Genomic DNA, 18,314 nt, shown 5'->3' with positions numbered 1-18,314 from the left:
GGGCGGTGTTTATGTATGCGTCTCAGGTGCCGGACTTGATCTTGGTCCAGGCGCGGGTCCTGGCACGTTCGGCATCACGGCCCAGGGGTTTCAGGGTATAGAGCCCCGCCATCGCCGCCTCGGTGGGGTACAGGTTGGGGTTGTTGCGGATCGCCGGGTCGACCTGTTCGGTCGCATCCTTGTTCGGGTTGGGGTAGCCGACAAAATCGCTGATCGGCGCGATCACCTGGGGTTGCAGCAGGTAGTTGATAAAGGTGTAGGCGTCCTGTGGGTTCTGCGCGCCCTTGGGAATGGCGAGCATGTCGAACCAGATCGGCGCGCCCTCCTTGGGCAGGCGCATATCCACCACTACGCCGTTCCTGGCCTCCTTGGCGCGGTTGGCCGCCTGGGAGAAGCTGCCCGAATAACCCACGGCCACGCAAATGTCACCGTTGGCGATATCGGCCATGTACTTGGACGAATGGAAATAGGTGATGTACGGGCGGATCTTCATCAACAGCGCCTCGGCCTTGACGTAGTCCTTGGGGTTGCTGCTGTTGGGGTCCAGGCCCAGGTGCTGCAGGGCCAACGGCAGGATCTCCGAAGGCGAGTCGAGCAGGGCCACGCCGCATTGCTTGAGCTTGCTGATGTTCTCTTCCTTGAAAATCAGGTCCCAGCTGTCCACCGCAGCGTTGTCGCCGAGCGCAGCCTTGACCTTGGCCGGGTTGAAGCCGATCAGGATGGTGCCGTACATGTAGGGCACGGCGAATTTATTGCCGGGGTCATTGGCCTCGATCAGCTTCATCAGCTTGGGGTCGAGGTGGTTCCAGTTGGGCAATTGGCTGCGGTCCAGGGGCTGGAACACGCCGGCTTCGATCTGCTTGGCGAGGAACACGTTGGAGGGCACCACCACGTCATAGCCGGAGTTGCCGGTGAGCAGCTTGGCCTCCAGTGCTTCGTTGGTGTCGAAGATGTCGTAGACCAGCTTGATCTTCGGGTTCTGCGCCTTGAAATCCTCCAGTGCCTTGGGCGTGATGTAGTCGAACCAGTTATAGACTTTCAGGGTTTTTTCTTCGGCGTGTGCGGTGCTGCTCAGCACGGCGGCGCAGAGCACAAGCGACTTGAGCATATTCATTGGGCGGCCCCCTCAAAACCTTCGAGCACATTGACGGCGTTGATGCCGATTTCTTCCACCGCGTAACCGCCTTCCATCACGAACAGCGTCGGCTTGCCCAGGCGTGCGATGCGCGCGCCCATGGTCAGGTAGTCCGGGCTGTCGAGCTTGAACTGGGAGATCGGGTCATCCTTGAAGGTGTCCACGCCCAGCGAGACCACGAGGATGTCGGCGCCGTAGTGTTCGATCTCCCGGCAGGCCTGCTCCAGTGCTGCGCTCCAGGTGTCCCAGCCGGAGCCGGCGGGCAGCGGGTAGTTGAAGTTGAAGCCTTCGCCGGCACCTTCGCCCCTCTCATCGGCATAGCCCAGGAAAAACGGAAACTCGGCCTCCGGGTGACCGTGGATCGAGGTAAACAGCACATCGCGGCGGTCGTAGAAAATCGACTGGGTGCCGTTGCCGTGGTGGTAGTCCACATCGAGGATCGCGACCTTGCGGTGGCCCTGGTCGAGAAACGCCTGGGCGGCAATCGCGGCGTTGTTCAGGTAGCAATAACCGCCCATCAAGTCGCTGGCGGCGTGATGGCCCGGTGGGCGGCACAACGCGAACGCACTGTGGGCGCCGCGCTGGATCGCCTGTTGTGCGGTGAGCGCCACTTGCGCCGCCGAGTAGGCCGCCTGCCAGGTCCCGGCGGTAATCGGCGCGCCGCCGTCGAAACTGTAATAGCCCAATTGGCCGTGCAGGCTGGTGGGCAGCACGCGGCGCAGGGTGCGCGCGGGCCAGGTGTAGGGCAGCAGATCGCCGTCCTCGCCGTATTCGGTCCAGCGCGCCCAGGCGCCTTTGAAGAAATCCAGGTAGTCGCGGTTGTGAATGCGCTGCAAAGGCGCCAGGCCAAAGTCGTATGGCGCCTGCACTGGCCCCAATTCGCGGTCCTTGACCCGCTGCAGCACATGGTCGGCCCGCGAGGGCATTTCGAAGCAGGGCATCAGTTGCCCGTCCATCAATTCGCAGCGGCCGTGGTGCAGGTGGTGATCGTCCGAGTAGATCGTCAGCATTCTTGTTCTCCGCAGGCTGGGTCGGTGCATGCAGTCTTGCGGTGGGCGCGGTTCAAGAGAACGGCAGGAGCGGCCAAAAGGGGATGAATATGGCCAAAGTGTCTGTCCGTAATTCGCCCCTCAATGGCGCATCATGCTCGAAATTGGCTCGGTGCTACGCCGCTCCAGCGCACAAATGCATGCCGGAAACTCGCTGTTTCGCTGAACCCCAAGGCCTCGGCAATCCGGTAGATCGGCCACTGGTCCTCCGCCAGCAGTTGCTTGGCGCGCTCGAAGCGCAACTCGTCCAACAGCTCCTGGTAGCTGCAACCCTGGTCGTGCAAATGCCGGCGCAGGGTGCGCGCCGAGCAGTTCATCTGCATGGCCAGGCCTTCCAGGCCCGGCGCGGCGTTGAGTTGCGCGGTGAGCAACTGGCGAATCCTGCCCAGCCAGGCCCGGCGCCCGGTGAACTCCAGGTTCTGCTTGCGGCAGCGCTCGGCCATGGCCTGGTGGGTGACGGCGTCTGCCAGCGGCAGTGGCTGTTCGAGCCAGTGCCGATCGAAGGCAAACGCGTTGGCGGTGGCCTGGAACTGCAACGGGCAAGGGAAGCTTTCGGTATAACGCGCGCAGTAGTCCGGGGCGTCGTACTCGAAGCGTGCGGCGAGCAGTGGCAGCGGCTGGCCCAGCAGGTCGTCGCAGATGACCTTCAGCGAGGCCAGGCACAATTCGACATTGAACATCTCAAGCGTCGGGTCTTCGCGATAATCACAGGCGGTGAACCAGACGCGCTGGCCATCTTCCTCCAGGCTCAGCTCGAAAAGTGTTCCCAACAGCGCCGGGTAGTGCAGCGCCAGGCGCAAGGCGTCACCAAAGGTGGCACTGGTGAGCAGGGCATAGCCGAGCATGCCATAGGCCGATACATGCATCTGCCGGCCCAGTTCCAGGCCGATATCCCGACGCCGCGCTACGGCATTGGCACACACGCGCATCTCCTGGTTGGTGGTGATGCGCGTGTCGGCGCGGCTCAAGTCCGCCGCGCAGATGCCGCTGCCAGCCAGCAGTTCCTGGGCCGGCAAGCCTTCGGCCTTGAAAGCGTTAAGCACCAGGGACACGGCGTTGAGAGTGGTCAGGTGGGAGTGCAGCATAGGGGGCTTCCAGCCAGGGGATGGCTGGAAGGGAAGCAAGTTACAGGCCGGTCAGCTCAGCTCGCCACACAGGTCGAGTTCCACCAGGCGACGAACCTCGGCGGTGTCGAGCCCCGCACCGAGCAGTGCATTGAGCTTGCCGAACACCGCTTCGCGGGTCATGCCGCCACCGGACAACACGCCGACGCCGCGCAAACGGCTGCCCGCTTCGTACACATCCAGCTCCACACCGCCTTCATGGCATTGGGTGATCGCCACCACCACAACGTCTTGATCGTGCGCGCGTTGGAGGCTGGCCAGGAACGCCGGGTTGTCGCTCGGCCCGGTGCCGCTGCCGAAGCATTCCAGCACCAACGCCTGAATGCCGCTGTCGATCAGTGCATCCAGTTGCCCGGCGGCAATACCCGGCACCAGCGGCAGCACACCGACGTTGGCCACGGCTTTGGGCTGACGGTAATGCAGGGCGGCCGGGATCATTTCGGCCTGGGCGACGCCGCCATTGCGCTGCAGGGCAGCAAACGGGTGGCGACCGAAACTGCGGATTTTCGCGCAGCGGGTCGGCGCCATCAGCGCACCGTGGAAGAACAACTGCACGCCCGGCGCCAGGCCTTCGCCCAGCGCCGCCAAGGCACCGCTGACGTTTTCCCAGGCATCGCTGTCGGGCACGCCGGCGGGTAGCATGGAGCCGGTGAACACCACCGGCGCCGGCAGGCCGAGCAGTTGGAAGCTCATGGCGGCGGCACTGTAGGCCAGCGTGTCAGTGCCGTGCAGGATCAGTACGGCGTCGCAGCCGGCGTCCACCGCCTCAACCACGGCGGCGTGCAGGCGCTGCCAGTAGACGGGGGTCATGTTGGCGCTGTCGATCAGCGGCGACATTTCCTGGAAGCGCCAGGCGGGCACTTGCGCGTCGGCAAGCTGTTCGCGCATACGCGCCTCAAAACCTGAAGCGGGCGCCAGGCCGTTGGCGCTGGCCTGCATGCCGATAGTGCCACCGGTGTAGAGCACCATCACGTTGTTAGCTGGGGACATCGAATTTTCTCCTGAACGAAAAACGCCGCCGGGCCCAGAGCATGCCCAAGGCCGGGCGGCGTGTCATCTCTCTACACTCAGCGTTGCGCTTGAGCGTTCAGTTCAGCGGTAGTTTGAGCGCTTGGCTCAGGCTTGACCGGGTTGGCTGGCCAGGCCTTGCGGTCCAGGTCCAGGTCAGGGAACTGGCTGGAATCGAATACCGGGGTCTTGATGCCTGCGGCGCGCTGGTTGTCGTAGTCGTTGAGGATGCGCATGGCGATCTTGAACAGGAACGCCAGGGCGAACAGGTTGACGAACGCGAGCAGGGTCATGGTGATGTCGGCGAAGGCGAACACGGTGCTCAGGTTCTCGATGGAACCCCAGAAAATCAGCACCAGCACCAGGGCGCGGTAGCCCATCAGCACCTTGCGGTTGTTGCCTACCAGGAAGCGCAGATTGCTCTCGCCCAGGTAGTAGTTGTACATGATCGAGGTGAACACGAACAACGCCAGGGCCACCGAGATGAACATGCGGCCCCAGTCGCCCACCACCGCCGCCAGGGAGTTCTGGGTCAGGGCAATGCCGTCGCCTTCGAAGCCCGGGGTGTAGAAGCCGGAGAGCAGGATCAGCAACGCGGTACAGGTGCAGATCACGAAGGTATCGAGGAACACGCTGAACGCCTGCACCACGCCCTGGGCGATCGGGTGTTCGACCGACGCCACCGCCGCCACGTTAGGCGCACTGCCCAGGCCGGCTTCGTTGGCGAACACGCCGCGCTTCACACCCATGATGATCGCGCTGCCCACCAGGCCCCCGAAGGCCTGGTCGAGGCCGAAGGCGCTCTTGACGATGGTCGCGAGCATGGCCGGCACATGGTCGAATTGCAGCACGATTACATAGAGAGTCACGGCGATGTAGACCAGGGTCTTGACCGGCACCAGCAGGTCGGCAATCGAGGCGATGCGCTTGATCCCGCCGATGAACACCAGGCCCAGCAGTACCGCCAGCGCCAGGCCAGTGTAGGTGGTGTCCAGGCCAAAGGCGTTGTTAAGCGAGTGGGTCACGGCGTGGGCTTGCAGGCCGTTGAAAGCAAAACCGAAGGTCACCAGCAACAGGAACGCCATGACCATGCCCAGCCAGCGCTTTTGCAAACCGTGCTGGATGTAGTAGGCCGGGCCGCCACGGAAGGTGCCTTCCGCGTCGGTGCGCTTGTACAGCTGGCCGAGGGAGCACTCGATAAAGCTCGACGACATGCCCACCAGTGCGGTAACCCACATCCAGAACACGGCGCCCGGGCCACCCAGTGTCACGGCAATACCGACACCGGCAATGTTACCGGCACCCACGCGACCGGCCAGGCTGAGCATCAGCGCCTGGAAGGAGCTGAGCTGGTCGGAGCTGTTTTTCAGGCTGTCGCGAAACACCGAAAACATGTGGAAGAAGTGACGCAGTTGTACGAAACGCGAGCGAATCGTGAAATAACCGCCGAGCCCGACAATGAGCACGATCAGTACTTTCCCTGAGAGGAAGTCGTTGATGACTTCGAGCATGGAGTGTTCCTCGCTGATTTTTCTAATGGCAAACGCAGGACGGTTCGACGCTATCGCTCAGCACCAGGCAGTGCACGACGTTCGACCCCAATCCTTTTGCGGGTGTTGTTATTCATGCGGTTTCGCGCTGTACAGGACCTCGTAACCGACGATCTCTGACGCGAAGAGGGGCGGCACTATACCTAGGCGAACGTGATCCGTCTGCTCGGGGCGATTAAAGGTTTCAGCTGGGCGGTGGGCTTGCAGAGCGATATTCGCGTTTTTATAGGCTTCATTTCACAACCTCGGGGCAAAAAAAAGGGCCTGAAGAACGAGCCTTCAGGCCCTCAAAAGGTGAGAGGTGTCTAGTCCCTCAGCCTGGTGAGCGGTGCAACAAACGCTTAGGCCTTCAGCGGGACCAAGCGTGGAGCAATCATGTTTTCGGGGCGCAGGATGTCGTCGAGCATGGCGTCGTCGAGCAAGCCTTCTTCGCGCACCAGTTCCAGCACGCCACGGCCGCTTTCGAGGGCGATACGGGCGATGCGGGTGGCGTTTTCATAGCCGATGTACGGGTTCAGCGCGGTAACCAGGCCGATGGAGTGCTCCACCAGTTCGCGGCAGCGGGCTTCGTTGGCGGTGATGCCGACGATGCAGTGCTCGCGCAGCATGTCCATGGCACGTTGCAGCAGGCGGATCGAGTCGAAGATCTTGAAGGCGATCAGCGGCTCCATCACGTTCAGTTGCAGTTGGCCGCCTTCGGCCGCCATGGTCAGGGCCAGATCGTTACCGATGACCTGGAACGCCACCTGGTTCACGGCTTCCGGGATCACCGGGTTGACCTTGCCGGGCATGATCGAGCTGCCTGGCTGGCGGGCCGGCAGGTTGATCTCGTTGATGCCGGTGCGTGGGCCGCTGGACAGCAGGCGCAGGTCGTTGCAGATCTTCGACAGCTTCACCGCAGTACGCTTGAGCATGCCGGAGAACAGCACGAAGGCGCCCATGTCGGAGGTGGCTTCGATCAGGTCCGCAGCCGGCACGACCGGCTGGCCGCTGATTACCGCCAGGCGCTGTACGGCCAGGGCCTGGTAGCGCGGGTCGGCGTTGATGCCGGTACCGATGGCGGTGCCGCCCAGGTTTACTTCCGTCAGCAGCTCAGGCGCCAGGGTTTTCAGGCGTGCCAGGTCTTCACCCAGGGTGGTGGCGAAGGCGCGGAATTCCTGGCCCAGGGTCATCGGCACGGCGTCTTGCAACTGGGTGCGGCCCATTTTCAGTACGTGGCTGAATTCTTCGCCCTTGGCGGCGAAGGCCTGGATCAGGCTGTCGAGGCTGGCCAGCAGCGCGTCATGGCCCAGCAGCAGACCCAGGCGGATCGCGGTCGGGTAGGCGTCGTTGGTCGACTGCGCCATGTTCACGTCGTTGTTGGGGTGCAGGTACTGGTACTCGCCCTTCTTGTGGCCCATGGCCTCCAACGCGATGTTGGCGATGACTTCGTTGGCATTCATGTTGGTTGAAGTGCCGGCGCCGCCTTGAATCATGTCCACCACGAACTCTTCGTGGAAATCGCCGCGGATCAGACGGGCACAGGCTTCGCTGATGGCAGCGTGCTTGGCTTCGCTGAGCTGGCCCAACTCGCGGTTGGCGTCAGCCGCCGCTTGCTTGACCATCGCCAGACCGACCACCAATTTCGGGTAATGCGAAATCGGAACGCCCGAGAGGCGGAAGTTGTTCACCGCTCGCAGGGTCTGGATGCCGTAATACGCTTGAGCCGGTACTTCAAGTACGCCAAGCAGGTCTTTTTCGGTACGGAAAGATGCAGCGGAGGACATGACGGAAATCATCTCGATATGGACCCGGAACTGGCCGGAACGCTGCGAATGCTAGGCTTGTAGAACTTTTTGGGCCAATGCTGTTAAACACTGGCCTATGCACAAACGGCATAATGTGAGTGTGACCCGGTTATCATGGCGGGCGTGTGTGCCAAAATGGTGCGTACCCACGGGAGGCAGTAATGAACCTTGAGAGCAAATGGCTGGAAGACTTCAGCGCCTTGGCGGCGACCCGCAGTTTTTCCCAGGCGGCGGAGCGGCGCTTCGTCACCCAGCCGGCGTTCAGCCGACGCATCCGCAGCCTGGAGGCGGCCCTGGGTCTGACCCTGGTCAACCGCTCGCGCACGCCGGTGGAGCTGACGGCGGCGGGCCAGTTGTTCCTGGTCACTGCCCGCACGGTGGTCGAGCAGCTCGGTGAAGTGCTGCGCCATTTGCATCACCTGGAAGGCGGGCAGGGCGAGGTCATGCAAGTGGCTGCGGCGCACTCCCTGGCCCTGGGCTTCTTCCCGCGCTGGATCGCGCAACTGCGCAACGAAGGCTTGAACATCGCCACGCGGCTGGTGGCCACCAACGTCGGCGACGCTGTGCACGCCCTGCGTGAAGGCGGTTGTGACCTGATGCTGGCGTTCTACGATCCCGACGCCGCGATGCAAATGGATTCGGACATCTTCCCGTCACTGCATCTGGGCAACACCGAAATGCTCCCGGTGTGTGCCGCCGATGCCGACGGCAAACCGATGTTCGACCTGGAAGGCGACGGCAGCGTCCCGTTGCTGGCCTACAGCGCCGGCGCGTTTCTCGGTCGCTCGGTGAATTTGCTGCTGCGCCAGCGTGCGCTGCGCTTCACCACGGTGTACGAAACCGCCATGGCCGACAGCCTCAAGAGCATGGCCCTGGAAGGCCTGGGCATTGCCTGGGTGCCGCAGTTGAGCGTGCGTGCCGAGCTGGCGCGTGGTGAGCTGGTGGTCTGCGGTGGGCCGCAATGGCATGTGCCGCTGGAGATCCGCCTGTACCGCTGTGCCTTGGTACGCAAGGCGAATGTGCGGTTGTTGTGGCGCAAGCTCGAAGGCGGGGCGGCGCAGAATACGTGAGCTCCTCGCACAAGGTTTCGTGGTGCCTTGGACTGACTTCAAAGTCAATAAAACCGCCACTTTGCGCCGCTAGACAGATGGTCATCCCAGGGGCTGTTTATCTGGATTATTACGGTATACTGCGCGGCCTTCGGCCGGTCCAACCGGCCTTAATTCGTACACCAAGCCACGCCGGATTTCCCGCGTGGCTTGTTGTTTTTTGACGCGCCTGTGGGCGCCCAGAGAGAAGAGGCACGACGATGAGTGCATTGGTTGGCGTGATCATGGGCTCCAAGTCCGATTGGTCCACCCTTAGCCACACCGCCGATATGCTGGAAAAACTCGGCATTCCCTACGAAGTGAAAGTGGTCTCCGCCCACCGCACTCCGGATTTGCTGTTCCAGTATGCCGATGAAGCAGAATCCCGTGGCATCGAGGTGATCATCGCCGGTGCCGGCGGTGCAGCGCACCTGCCCGGCATGTGTGCGGCCAAGACCCACCTGCCGGTGCTCGGCGTGCCTGTGCAGTCGGCGATGCTCTCGGGCGTGGATTCGCTGTTGTCCATCGTGCAGATGCCGGCCGGTATCCCGGTGGCGACCCTGGCGATCGGCAAGGCCGGCGCGATCAACGCCGCCCTGCTGTCCGCCAGTATCCTGGGCGCCAAGCACCCGCAATTCCATGCGGTGCTGAAAAAATTCCGTGCTGAGCAGACAGACAGCGTGCTGGACAATCCAGACCCACGCATCGCCTGAGGTTGTTGACGATGAAAATCGGTGTAATCGGTGGCGGCCAACTGGGCCGCATGCTGGCCCTGGCGGGAACCCCGCTGGGGATGAACTTCGCTTTCCTGGACCCGGCGCCGGATGCCTGTGCGGCGGCCTTGGGTGAACACCTGCGCGCTGACTACAGCGACCCGGACCACCTGCGTCAACTGGCCGACGAAGTCGACCTGGTGACCTTCGAGTTCGAAAGCGTTCCGGCTGAAACCGTGGCGTTCCTGTCGCAATTCGTGCCGGTATACCCGAGCGCCGAAGCCCTGCGCATCGCCCGTGACCGCTGGTTCGAGAAAAGCATGTTCAAGGACCTGGGCATTCCGACCCCGGCCTTCGCCGATATCCAGTCCCAGGCGGACCTGGATGCCGCGGTCGCCAGCATCGGTCTGCCCGCCGTGCTGAAAACCCGCACCCTGGGTTACGACGGCAAGGGCCAGAAAGTCCTGCGCACCGCCGCCGATCTGGTCGGCACCTTCGCCGAGCTGGGCAGCGTCGCCTGCCTGTTGGAAGGCTTCGTGCCATTCACCGGTGAAGTCTCGCTGATCGCCGTGCGTGCCCGTGATGGCGAAACCCGCTTCTACCCATTGGTGCACAACACCCATGACAGCGGCATCCTCAAGCTGTCCGTGGCCAGCACCGACCACCCGTTGCAAGCGCTGGCCGAAGACTATTCCAGCCGTGTACTCAAGCAGCTGGATTACGTCGGCGTGATGGCGTTCGAGTTCTTTGAAGTCGACGGTGGCCTCAAGGCCAACGAAATCGCCCCGCGCGTGCACAACTCCGGGCACTGGACCACCGAAGGTGCCGAGTGCAGCCAGTTCGAAAACCATCTGCGGGCGGTGGCGGGCTTGCCGTTGGGTTCCACGGCCAAGGTCGGTGAGAGCGCCATGCTCAACTTCATTGGTGTGGTGCCGCCCGTGGAAAAAGTCATCGCCATCGACGACTGCCATCTGCATCACTATGGCAAGGCCTTCAAGGCCGGGCGCAAGGTCGGCCACGCTAACCTGCGCTGCAAAGACCGTGCGACGCTGCAAGCGCAGATCCTCAAGGTCGAAGCGTTGATCGCCGAGCAATAAGCCAGGGAGCGGCGGGAACCATTCGGCGACCGCCGTCCTCTGATTGCAGGATGCCAAAGCCTGACTAGGCTTTGGCATAGCTCACCTACATTCAGAGGGAAGTGCCATGGGTATCATCGGAACCATCTTTATCGGCTTGATCGTCGGCCTGCTCGCGCGTTTCCTGAAACCAGGCGACGACAGCATGGGCTGGATCATGACCATCCTGCTGGGCATCGCGGGTTCGTTGGTCGCCACTTATGGTGGCCAGGCCCTGGGCATCTACCAGGCAGGCCAGGGCGCTGGCTTCCTCGGCGCGCTGATTGGCGCCATCGTGCTGCTGGTGATCTACGGCCTGCTGAAAAAGAAATGATCTAAGCGACGAAGCCCTCTGCGCTGCGCAGGCGCGGAGGGCTAGAATGCTCGCCACCTGTACTTGCCGAGCCTCTCCATGCGCCGTCTTTTGTTGATACTCCTCCTGCTGGGCCCTGGCCTGGCGCACGCCGGCGAACTGCCGGAAACCGACTGGCTCGATCTGATGCCGCTGTCGGATCAAAAAGCCCTCGAAGCCATGCCCGAGATCGACCACAACTCGCCCGAGGCCCAAGGCACGTTCACCGACAAGGGTGGCCTGAAGCAGAGCAAAGGCTTGCCGGCGGTGATGTATTCAACCAAGACCGTGGCGGCCATGAATGGCAAGAACATCCGCATCGGCGGTTATCCGGTGCCGTTGGAGACCGACGCCAAGGGCCGCAGCACGCTGTTCTTCCTGGTGCCTTACCCTGGGGCGTGCATCCACGTGCCGCCTCCGCCGCCGAACCAGCTGGTGTTGGTGCGTTATCCAAAAGGACTGAAGCTGGATGATATCTATACGCCGCTGTGGGTCACGGGCACGTTGAAGGTGGAGAAGGTCAATAACGATCTGGCGGATGCCGCTTATGCGCTGGACGCCGGAAAAGTACGCGTGGTCAAGGAATCCGATCTTTAAAGGGCTGCGCATAACCAATGTGGGAGGGCCGCAAGCCCCCTTCCACATTTTGATTGTCGTTCTTACAGGGCGACAGCGCTGATGCTCACGCCCAAGGTGTGGCTTTCACCGGGTGCCAGACTCACCACATCATCCAGCACATTGGCTGTCTCGATGCACAACATGCCCGTCCAGCCATCGTCAGCCATGTCATCAAACGCCTTGGCACGTTCGGTCCAGGGGTTCCAGATCACCGTTGACGTCGAGCCCTCGGCAGTGAGCTGGATACGGCGCTGCCAATCTTTATCGACAATACTCAGCTGTGCAGGCGTATCGAGGTAGATACGGTCAGTCTCGCCGGTGAAATGCAGCAACCCGGCTTGCTGCTTCGTTGCCCAGTTGTCAGCGGTATCGATATACGCCGCTCCGTCCAGTCCCTCGACGTGCACCTTGCGCACGTCGCTCACCGCAAAATAGGTGTGCAGTGCCTGGCTGAGGGTCACGGTATCGTTGCCACGGTTATGGCTGGTCAGGTGGATGTGCAACTGATCGTCCAGCAACAGGCTCAGTTTAAGATCGACCTCGTGGGGCCAGCCAGGAAAGCCGCCTGTTGGGACTGGCAGTACCAAGTCCACCCGCAGTGCCTCACCTTCAAGCGCGCTCGCGGCCAATTCCCACAGCGCCGTGCGCACGAAACCATGGGCGCCGGCCGGCTGATCGCTTTGGCGCATCGCCTTGACGCTCTGCGGGTTACGGTCGAACACGCCAAACCACGGCCAACATACCGGCACGCCGGTGCGGATGCCTTTGCCCTGCGTGAACACCGCTTCGGGGTTCGGCCAGATCAGCGGCTGCTCGCCGTCGCGCTGGTAACTGAAGATATGTGCGCCCTGTCGGGCCACCATCAGTTCGGCGCCGTTGTGGCGGATGCGCCAGCAGTCCAACTCGTCGATTTTCACGGATTCAACGTGGGGTGTCGGCATAACAAAGCACTCTTCATGGCAGGCAATGGGGCAATTGACCGTCAAAACCCGGTGAGGTTTAACGTGCGCGCGACGGCACCGAACGCGTGCGACCACTGCCATCGATGGCGACGAACACGAACACCGCCTCGGTCACCTTGCGCCATTCGCTGGACAATGGGTCGTCGCTCCACACTTCGACCATCATCTGGATCGAGCTGCGACCGATTTCCAGGGCCTGGGTATAGAAGGAGAGCTGCGCGCCCACGGCGACCGGCACCAGGAACGCCATGCGATCAATGGCCACGGTGGCTACACGCCCGCCCGCGACCTTGCTTGCCATCGCGGTGCCGGCCAGGTCCATCTGTGCGACCAGCCAGCCGCCGAAAATGTCGCCAAAACCGTTGGTTTCACGCGGCAGGGCGGTGATTTGCAGGGCGAGATCGCCTTGCGGGATAGGATCTTCTTGTTCGAGTTCGATCATGCCAAGGGTGCCTCTGACCCGTAACGCTTCATGGGTATTTCAAGTGGATAGCCGTCTTATGGAAAAACGTTTCAGCACCAACATACTCCGCGTGATGCGTTTCTCGTAAGGCGTACTAAAGGGAAGCTCTGCCAAATCGGCTGGACGGCTTCCAACGACGGTTTGGCACAGCAGCCCCTCAAGACTGGGGGTCTTGCGCTTGCAAGGGCCGAGTATATCGACACGTTGTCGCCACGACGACCTCTGGGCGTTCATTTGGTCGGCAATTCGCGGCTGTATTGCGGCTTTTTCCGGCAACTGTGCTTCTGTGCGCAGATAACGCTCAGGAAAGCGGAATAATTCGCGCGGTTGAACGGTTATTCGCTCACCGCTGTGCTTTTGCGAGCGATTTGCTATCTTGCCATGCCTGCCGCAAGTCCCGGGCTTGCCGTCCCGACTACTATAAGAGAAGCCTTGCCATGTCCTCCGTGCCCGCAAGCAGTGCGCAACCTTCGCGCCCGCTGACCCGCAACGACTACAAAACCCTGTCGCTGTCTGCCTTGGGCGGGGCGTTGGAGTTTTACGACTTCATCATTTTCGTGTTTTTCGCCACCGTGGTCGGAAAACTCTTCTTCCCGGTCGACATGCCCGAATGGCTGCGCATGATGCAGACCTTCGGCATCTTTGCCGCCGGTTACCTCGCGCGCCCCCTGGGCGGCATCATCATGGCGCACTTCGGCGACCTGCTGGGCCGCAAGAAGATGTTCACCCTGAGCATCTTCATGATGGCCGTGCCCACCCTGATCATGGGCCTGCTGCCAACTTACGCGCAGATCGGCCTGTGGGCGCCGATCCTGTTGCTGCTCATGCGCATCATCCAGGGCGCTGCCATTGGCGGCGAAGTACCCGGCGCCTGGGTGTTCGTCTCCGAACACGTACCGCCACGGCATATCGGTTACGCCTGCGGCACCCTGACCAGCGGCCTGACCGCCGGGATCCTGCTGGGATCGCTGGTGGCCACCGCCATCAATACTATTTACAGCCCGGAGCAAGTCTCGGATTACGCCTGGCGTATCCCGTTCCTGCTGGGCGGTGTGTTCGGCCTGTTGTCGGTGTACCTGCGCCGCTGGCTGCATGAAACGCCGATCTTCGCCGAGATGCAGCAGCGCAAGGCACTGGCCGCCGAGTTGCCGTTGCGCGCGGTGCTGCGCGACCACCGTGGCGCCATCGTCTTGTCGATGTTGCTGACCTGGTTGCTGTCGGCCGGCGTGGTGGTGGTGATCCTGATGACCCCGACCGTGCTGCAGACCCTCTATCACTTCAGCCCGACCGTGGCATTACAGGCCAACAGCCTGGCCATCGTCACCCTGAGCCTGGGCTGCATCGCCTCCGGCGCCCTGGCTGATCGCTTCGGTGCCGGCCGGGTACTGGTGATCGGTTGTGCGCTGTTGCTGGCCACATCCTGGACGCTCTATCACAGCCTCTTCAACCATCCTGACTGGCTGTTCCCGCTGTACACCCTGACCGGTCTGTTCGTGGGCACCATCGGCGTGGTGCCCTACTTGATGGTCAAGGCCTTCCCGCCCGTGGTGCGTTTCAGCGGCCTGTCGTTCTCTTACAACGTGGCCTACGCCGTGTTCGGCGGGCTGACGCCGCTGGCGGTATCGCTGCTGATGAAGGAAAGCCCGCTGGGTCCGGCCTACTATGTTGCCGCCCTGTGTGTGATGGGGATGGTAGTGGGTGGGTATTTGTGGAAGCGTTCGCGCTAAGCCATGGATGACGATCGTTCCCGGCCCTGGGAACGATCACGTTTCAACGTATTTCCAAGCCTTAATCTCTCCCTCCCGGGCCTCGTGCCTGCGCGCTTTTCGTGGCGTCGTTGAATAGTGGCCTTTCATCTAATTGTCACATTCCAGACATAGAGTGTTCACACGGCCTCCCGATACTTGGCCCCGATCCAATTATCCCTATCTGCTAGGAGCAAGGCATGAAACTGAAACGTTTGATGGCGGCAATGACTTTTGTCGCTGCTGGCGTTGCGACCGCCAACGCGGTGGCCGCTGGTGTTGATCCGGCAATCCCGGCGTACGTGAAGACCACTGGTGTGTCGGGCAACCTGTCCAGCGTTGGTTCCGATACCCTGGCTAACCTGATGACCCTGTGGGCCGAGGGTTACAAAAAGGAATACCCGAACGTCAACATCCAGATTCAAGCTGCCGGCTCGGCCACCGCGCCACCAGCGCTGACCGAAGGCACCTCCAACCTGGGCCCGATGAGCCGCAAGATGAAGGACACCGAACTGGCGGCCTTCGAGCAGAAGTACGGTTACAAGCCAACCGCTATTCCGGTTGCGGTGGATGCCCTGGCCGTGTTCGTGCACAAGGACAACCCGATCCAGCACCTGACCATGGAACAAGTCGACGCGATCTTCTCCTCGACTCGCCTGTGCGGTGGCAAAGCCGACGTGAAAACCTGGGGTGATCTGGGCGTGACCGGCGACCTGGCCAACAAGCCGGTGCAACTGTTCGGTCGTAACTCGGTGTCCGGCACCTACGGCTACTTCAAGGAAGAAGCCCTGTGCAAAGGCGACTACAAGCCAAACGTGAACGAACAACCAGGCTCGGCTTCTGTCGTGCAGTCGATCAGCTCTTCGCTGAACGGCATCGGTTACTCGGGCATCGGCTACAAGACTGCCAGCGTGAAGACCGTGGCCCTGGCCAAGAAAGGCAGCACTGAGTTCATCGAAGACAGCGAAGAAAACGCCCTGAACGGCAAATACCCGCTGTCGCGTTTCCTCTACGTGTATGTCAACAAAGCGCCGAACAAGCCTCTGGCCCCGCTGGAAGCCGAGTTCGTGAAACTGGTGCTGTCCAAACAAGGCCAGGAAGTTGTCGTGAAAGACGGCTACATCCCACTGCCAGCCAAAGTCGCCGCCAAGGCCCTGGCTGACCTGGGTCTGAAAGAAGGCAACTGATTGCCTCTGCGGGGCCGGCGTACCGGCCCCGCATCCGAATTTTCTAGTCCGCTGCCAGCCTTGCTTCGCGGCGGATTTGTTGCGTCACTGCACTGTCATCTTTCTGTCATACAGGATCGCTAGGGTGTGCGCATGAATGATCTGGCCAATTCCACCATGACGACGACTTCTCCCCCCAAGCGCATTGACTTCAATACGCCTGAGCTGCAACGCAAGCGCCGCATTCGCGCGCTCAAGGATCGCCTGACCCGTTGGTACGTGCTGGTCGGCGGCCTCGCCGTCCTCGGCGCCATCACCCTGATTTTCTTCTTCCTGGCCTACGTCGTCGCGCCACTGTTTCAAGGCGCCTCGTTGACCAAGGAAGACGCACTGACCCCGGCCTGGATCCAGGACGCGGGCAAGCCGCTGATGATCTCCCTCGAAGAACAGAACCAGGTCGCCATGCGGGTTTCCGACAAGGGCCAGGCGCTGTTCTTCAATGTCGAGACCGGTGCCGAGCTCACGCGTGTCGACCTGCCCCTGCCCGCCGGCACCAGCGTTGCTTCTATCGGTGAAGACCAGCCCGGCAGCCCGCTGGTGATCCTCGGTCTATCCAATGGCCAGTCCCTGGTATTCCGCCACACCTATAAGGTGTCCTACCCGGACGGCAAGAAAACCATCACGCCGGCGATCGAATACCCCTACGGTGAAACGCCGATCGTGCTGGATGACGCCGGCCGCCCGCTGGAACACGTGGCCCTCAACGCCACGGATTCGTCCCTGGTGGTGGCAGGCTCCGCAGGTTCGCACTTGAATGTGCTGTCCCTGAGCCGCGAAGAAAACATGATGACCGGCGAAGTCACCAGCGAGCAGAAGCGCATCGAGCTGCCACAGATGACCGAGCCGGTGAAGGCAATCTTCATCGACCCGCGCCAGCAATGGCTGTATGTGATCAACGGCCGTGCCTTGGCCGATGTGTTCAGCCTGCGCGACAAGAGCCTCAATGGTCGCTACAAACTGCTGGAAGACGGGACTGCCGAAGTCACCGCGAGCACGCAGCTGGTGGGCGGTATCTCGTTGATCATCGGTAACTCCAAGGGCGGCCTGGCCCAGTGGTTCATGGCCCGCGACCCGGATGGCGAACAGCGGTTCAAGCAGATCCGTACCTTCCAGATGGGCACCACGCCTATCGTGGAAATTTCCGCCGAAGAGCGCCGCAAGGGCTTCACCGCCCTCGACGCGTCCGGCCAGTTCGGCGTATTCCACAGCACCGCCCACCGCACCCTGCTGGTGGACCCGGTGGTCGACGGCCAAGGCGTGTACGGCATGTCGCCACGGGCCAACCGCGTGATCGTGGAGGCGGGCGGCAAGCTGCAGCCGCTGATGCTCGACAACCCGCACCCGGAAGTGTCCTGGAGTGCGCTGTGGAGCAAGGTCTGGTACGAAAACTACGACGAGCCTAAATACGTCTGGCAGTCGACCGCCGCCAACACCGACTTCGAACCCAAGATGAGCCTGGCCCCGTTGACCTTCGGCACCTTGAAGGCCGCGTTCTACGCCATGTTGCTGGCCGCGCCACTGGCCGTTGCCGCCGCGATCTACACCGCCTACTTCATGGCCCCGAGCCTGCGCCGCAAGGTCAAGCCGGTGATCGAGTTGATGGAAGCCATGCCGACGGTGATCCTCGGCTTCTTCGCCGGCCTGTTCCTGGCGCCGTATGTGGAAGGGCATCTACCGGGCATTTTCAGCCTGTTGATGCTGTTGCCGATCGGCATCCTGGTGGCCGGCTTCATCTTCAGCCGCCTGCCTGAATCCCTGCGCCTGCGCGTACCGGATGGCTGGGAAAGCGCGATCCTGATCCCGGTGATCCTGTTCGTGGGCTGGCTCTCGCTGTACATGAGCCCGTACCTGGAAACCTGGTTCTTCGGCGGCGACATGCGCATGTGGATCTCCCACGACCTGGGCATCACCTACGACCAGCGCAACGCCCTGGTGGTCGGCCTGGCCATGGGTTTCGCGGTGATCCCGAACATCTACTCCATCGCCGAAGACGCCGTGTTCAGCGTACCGCGCGGCCTGACCCTGGGTTCCCTGGCCCTGGGCGCCACGCCGTGGCAGACCATGACTCGTGTGGTCATCCTCACCGCCAGCCCGGGCATTTTCTCGGCACTGATGATCGGCATGGGCCGTGCGGTAGGCGAGACCATGATTGTGTTGATGGCCACCGGTAACACCCCGGTGATGGAGATGAACCTGTTCGAAGGCCTGCGAACGCTTGCGGCCAACGTCGCCGTGGAAATGCCCGAGTCGGAAGTGGGCGGCAGTCACTACCGCGTGCTGTTCCTCTCGGCGCTGGTGCTGCTGCTGTTCACCTTCATCATGAACACCCTCGCCGAGCTGATCCGTCAGCGTCTGCGCAAGAAATACTCGTCGCTTTAA

The 18,314-nt window shown here is 62.0% G+C and carries 16 protein-coding genes; 8 read left to right on the top strand and 8 right to left on the bottom strand.

Annotated elements, in window-relative coordinates; genetic code table 11:
- Positions 1-22: 22 nt before the first annotated feature.
- From LUU92_RS28595 to aspA, 6 genes are all read right to left on the bottom strand, one after another.
- On the bottom strand, positions 23-1,114 hold the full coding sequence (locus LUU92_RS28595) for a polyamine ABC transporter substrate-binding protein (protein ID WP_071490834.1): 1,092 nt from the start codon (positions 1,112-1,114) through the stop codon (positions 23-25).
- Complete coding sequence (locus LUU92_RS28590) at positions 1,111-2,145, bottom strand: histone deacetylase family protein (protein ID WP_071490833.1); 1,035 nt, start codon at positions 2,143-2,145, stop codon at positions 1,111-1,113. Before LUU92_RS28590 ends, LUU92_RS28595 begins: the two co-directional genes overlap by 4 nt.
- 131 nt (positions 2,146-2,276) lie before the next feature.
- Positions 2,277-3,269 carry an AraC family transcriptional regulator gene (locus tag LUU92_RS28585; protein WP_257102955.1) on the bottom strand — a complete coding sequence of 331 codons (993 nt, stop codon included), beginning with the start codon at positions 3,267-3,269 and terminating at the stop codon, positions 2,277-2,279.
- A gap of 51 nt (positions 3,270-3,320) precedes the next feature.
- Positions 3,321-4,298 (bottom strand): asparaginase, encoded by a 978-nt coding sequence (locus tag LUU92_RS28580; RefSeq protein WP_071490831.1) that lies wholly within the window; start codon positions 4,296-4,298, stop codon positions 3,321-3,323.
- Between the two features lie 77 nt (positions 4,299-4,375).
- Entirely contained in the window at positions 4,376-5,827 is a 1,452-nt protein-coding gene (locus tag LUU92_RS28575) for an alanine/glycine:cation symporter family protein (RefSeq protein ID WP_071490830.1), read from the bottom strand.
- A 380-nt stretch (positions 5,828-6,207) separates the two neighbouring features.
- Positions 6,208-7,632 carry an aspartate ammonia-lyase gene (gene aspA, locus LUU92_RS28570; protein ID WP_071490829.1) on the bottom strand — a complete coding sequence of 475 codons (1,425 nt, stop codon included), beginning with the start codon at positions 7,630-7,632 and terminating at the stop codon, positions 6,208-6,210.
- A 182-nt stretch (positions 7,633-7,814) separates the two neighbouring features.
- On the opposite strand from aspA, the gene LUU92_RS28565 reads away from it, so the two are divergent.
- The 5 genes from LUU92_RS28565 (at position 7,815) to LUU92_RS28545 (ending at position 11,518) form a co-directional block, all read left to right on the top strand.
- A complete protein-coding gene (locus tag LUU92_RS28565) occupies positions 7,815-8,723 on the top strand; it encodes a LysR substrate-binding domain-containing protein (protein ID WP_071490828.1) in 909 nt (302 codons plus the stop codon).
- Positions 8,724-8,962: 239 nt separating this feature from the next.
- Positions 8,963-9,454, top strand: a complete 492-nt coding sequence (purE, locus tag LUU92_RS28560) for a 5-(carboxyamino)imidazole ribonucleotide mutase (RefSeq protein ID WP_003176980.1) — start codon at positions 8,963-8,965, stop codon at positions 9,452-9,454.
- Between the two features lie 11 nt (positions 9,455-9,465).
- Positions 9,466-10,551 (top strand): 5-(carboxyamino)imidazole ribonucleotide synthase, encoded by a 1,086-nt coding sequence (locus LUU92_RS28555; protein WP_257102954.1) that lies wholly within the window; start codon positions 9,466-9,468, stop codon positions 10,549-10,551.
- 106 nt (positions 10,552-10,657) lie between these two features.
- A complete protein-coding gene (locus tag LUU92_RS28550; RefSeq protein ID WP_058424295.1) occupies positions 10,658-10,903 on the top strand; it encodes a GlsB/YeaQ/YmgE family stress response membrane protein in 246 nt (81 codons plus the stop codon).
- 78 nt (positions 10,904-10,981) lie between these two features.
- Entirely contained in the window at positions 10,982-11,518 is a 537-nt protein-coding gene (locus LUU92_RS28545; protein WP_071490826.1) for a DUF3299 domain-containing protein, read from the top strand.
- A 62-nt stretch (positions 11,519-11,580) separates the two neighbouring features.
- Here the strand turns inward: LUU92_RS28545 and LUU92_RS28540 are convergent, their stop codons facing one another.
- Together LUU92_RS28540 and LUU92_RS28535 are read right to left on the bottom strand one after the other, a co-directional pair.
- Positions 11,581-12,480 carry a D-hexose-6-phosphate mutarotase gene (locus LUU92_RS28540; RefSeq protein ID WP_257102953.1) on the bottom strand — a complete coding sequence of 300 codons (900 nt, stop codon included), beginning with the start codon at positions 12,478-12,480 and terminating at the stop codon, positions 11,581-11,583.
- 58 nt (positions 12,481-12,538) lie between these two features.
- On the bottom strand, positions 12,539-12,943 hold the full coding sequence (locus tag LUU92_RS28535; protein WP_003176975.1) for an acyl-CoA thioesterase: 405 nt from the start codon (positions 12,941-12,943) through the stop codon (positions 12,539-12,541).
- Positions 12,944-13,401: 458 nt separating this feature from the next.
- On the opposite strand from LUU92_RS28535, the gene LUU92_RS28530 reads away from it, so the two are divergent.
- From LUU92_RS28530 to LUU92_RS28520, 3 genes are all read left to right on the top strand, one after another.
- Complete coding sequence (locus tag LUU92_RS28530; RefSeq protein ID WP_257102952.1) at positions 13,402-14,691, top strand: MFS transporter; 1,290 nt, start codon at positions 13,402-13,404, stop codon at positions 14,689-14,691.
- Between the two features lie 218 nt (positions 14,692-14,909).
- Positions 14,910-15,896, top strand: coding sequence for a phosphate ABC transporter substrate-binding protein PstS (locus LUU92_RS28525; RefSeq protein WP_049710887.1), 987 nt, complete (start codon positions 14,910-14,912; stop codon positions 15,894-15,896).
- 384 nt (positions 15,897-16,280) lie between these two features.
- A complete protein-coding gene (locus tag LUU92_RS28520; RefSeq protein WP_170856048.1) occupies positions 16,281-18,314 on the top strand; it encodes an ABC transporter permease subunit in 2,034 nt (677 codons plus the stop codon).

It is taken from the genome of Pseudomonas extremorientalis, from assembly GCF_024584605.1.
In the GTDB taxonomy this organism is placed as follows: domain Bacteria; phylum Pseudomonadota; class Gammaproteobacteria; order Pseudomonadales; family Pseudomonadaceae; genus Aquipseudomonas; species Aquipseudomonas extremorientalis.
This window is presented reverse-complemented; position numbering and strand designations above follow the sequence as displayed.

Excerpts from the sequence above, each read along its gene's own strand:
- LUU92_RS28595 (WP_071490834.1), bottom strand. The coding sequence starts at position 1,114 with ATGAATATGCTCAAGTCGCTTGTGCTCTGCGCCGCCGTGCTGAGCAGC.
- aspA (WP_071490829.1), bottom strand. The coding sequence starts at position 7,632 with ATGTCCTCCGCTGCATCTTTCCGTACCGAAAAAGACCTGCTTGGCGTA.
- LUU92_RS28540 (WP_257102953.1), bottom strand. The coding sequence starts at position 12,480 with ATGCCGACACCCCACGTTGAATCCGTGAAAATCGACGAGTTGGACTGC.
- LUU92_RS28585 (WP_257102955.1), bottom strand. The coding sequence starts at position 3,269 with ATGCTGCACTCCCACCTGACCACTCTCAACGCCGTGTCCCTGGTGCTT.
- LUU92_RS28555 (WP_257102954.1), top strand. The coding sequence starts at position 9,466 with ATGAAAATCGGTGTAATCGGTGGCGGCCAACTGGGCCGCATGCTGGCC.
- LUU92_RS28545 (WP_071490826.1), top strand. The coding sequence starts at position 10,982 with ATGCGCCGTCTTTTGTTGATACTCCTCCTGCTGGGCCCTGGCCTGGCG.
- LUU92_RS28530 (WP_257102952.1), top strand. The coding sequence starts at position 13,402 with ATGTCCTCCGTGCCCGCAAGCAGTGCGCAACCTTCGCGCCCGCTGACC.
- LUU92_RS28525 (WP_049710887.1), top strand. The coding sequence starts at position 14,910 with ATGAAACTGAAACGTTTGATGGCGGCAATGACTTTTGTCGCTGCTGGC.
- LUU92_RS28535 (WP_003176975.1), bottom strand. The coding sequence starts at position 12,943 with ATGATCGAACTCGAACAAGAAGATCCTATCCCGCAAGGCGATCTCGCC.
- purE (WP_003176980.1), top strand. The coding sequence starts at position 8,963 with ATGAGTGCATTGGTTGGCGTGATCATGGGCTCCAAGTCCGATTGGTCC.
- LUU92_RS28575 (WP_071490830.1), bottom strand. The coding sequence starts at position 5,827 with ATGCTCGAAGTCATCAACGACTTCCTCTCAGGGAAAGTACTGATCGTG.
- LUU92_RS28590 (WP_071490833.1), bottom strand. The coding sequence starts at position 2,145 with ATGCTGACGATCTACTCGGACGATCACCACCTGCACCACGGCCGCTGC.
- LUU92_RS28550 (WP_058424295.1), top strand. The coding sequence starts at position 10,658 with ATGGGTATCATCGGAACCATCTTTATCGGCTTGATCGTCGGCCTGCTC.
- LUU92_RS28565 (WP_071490828.1), top strand. The coding sequence starts at position 7,815 with ATGAACCTTGAGAGCAAATGGCTGGAAGACTTCAGCGCCTTGGCGGCG.
- LUU92_RS28580 (WP_071490831.1), bottom strand. The coding sequence starts at position 4,298 with ATGTCCCCAGCTAACAACGTGATGGTGCTCTACACCGGTGGCACTATC.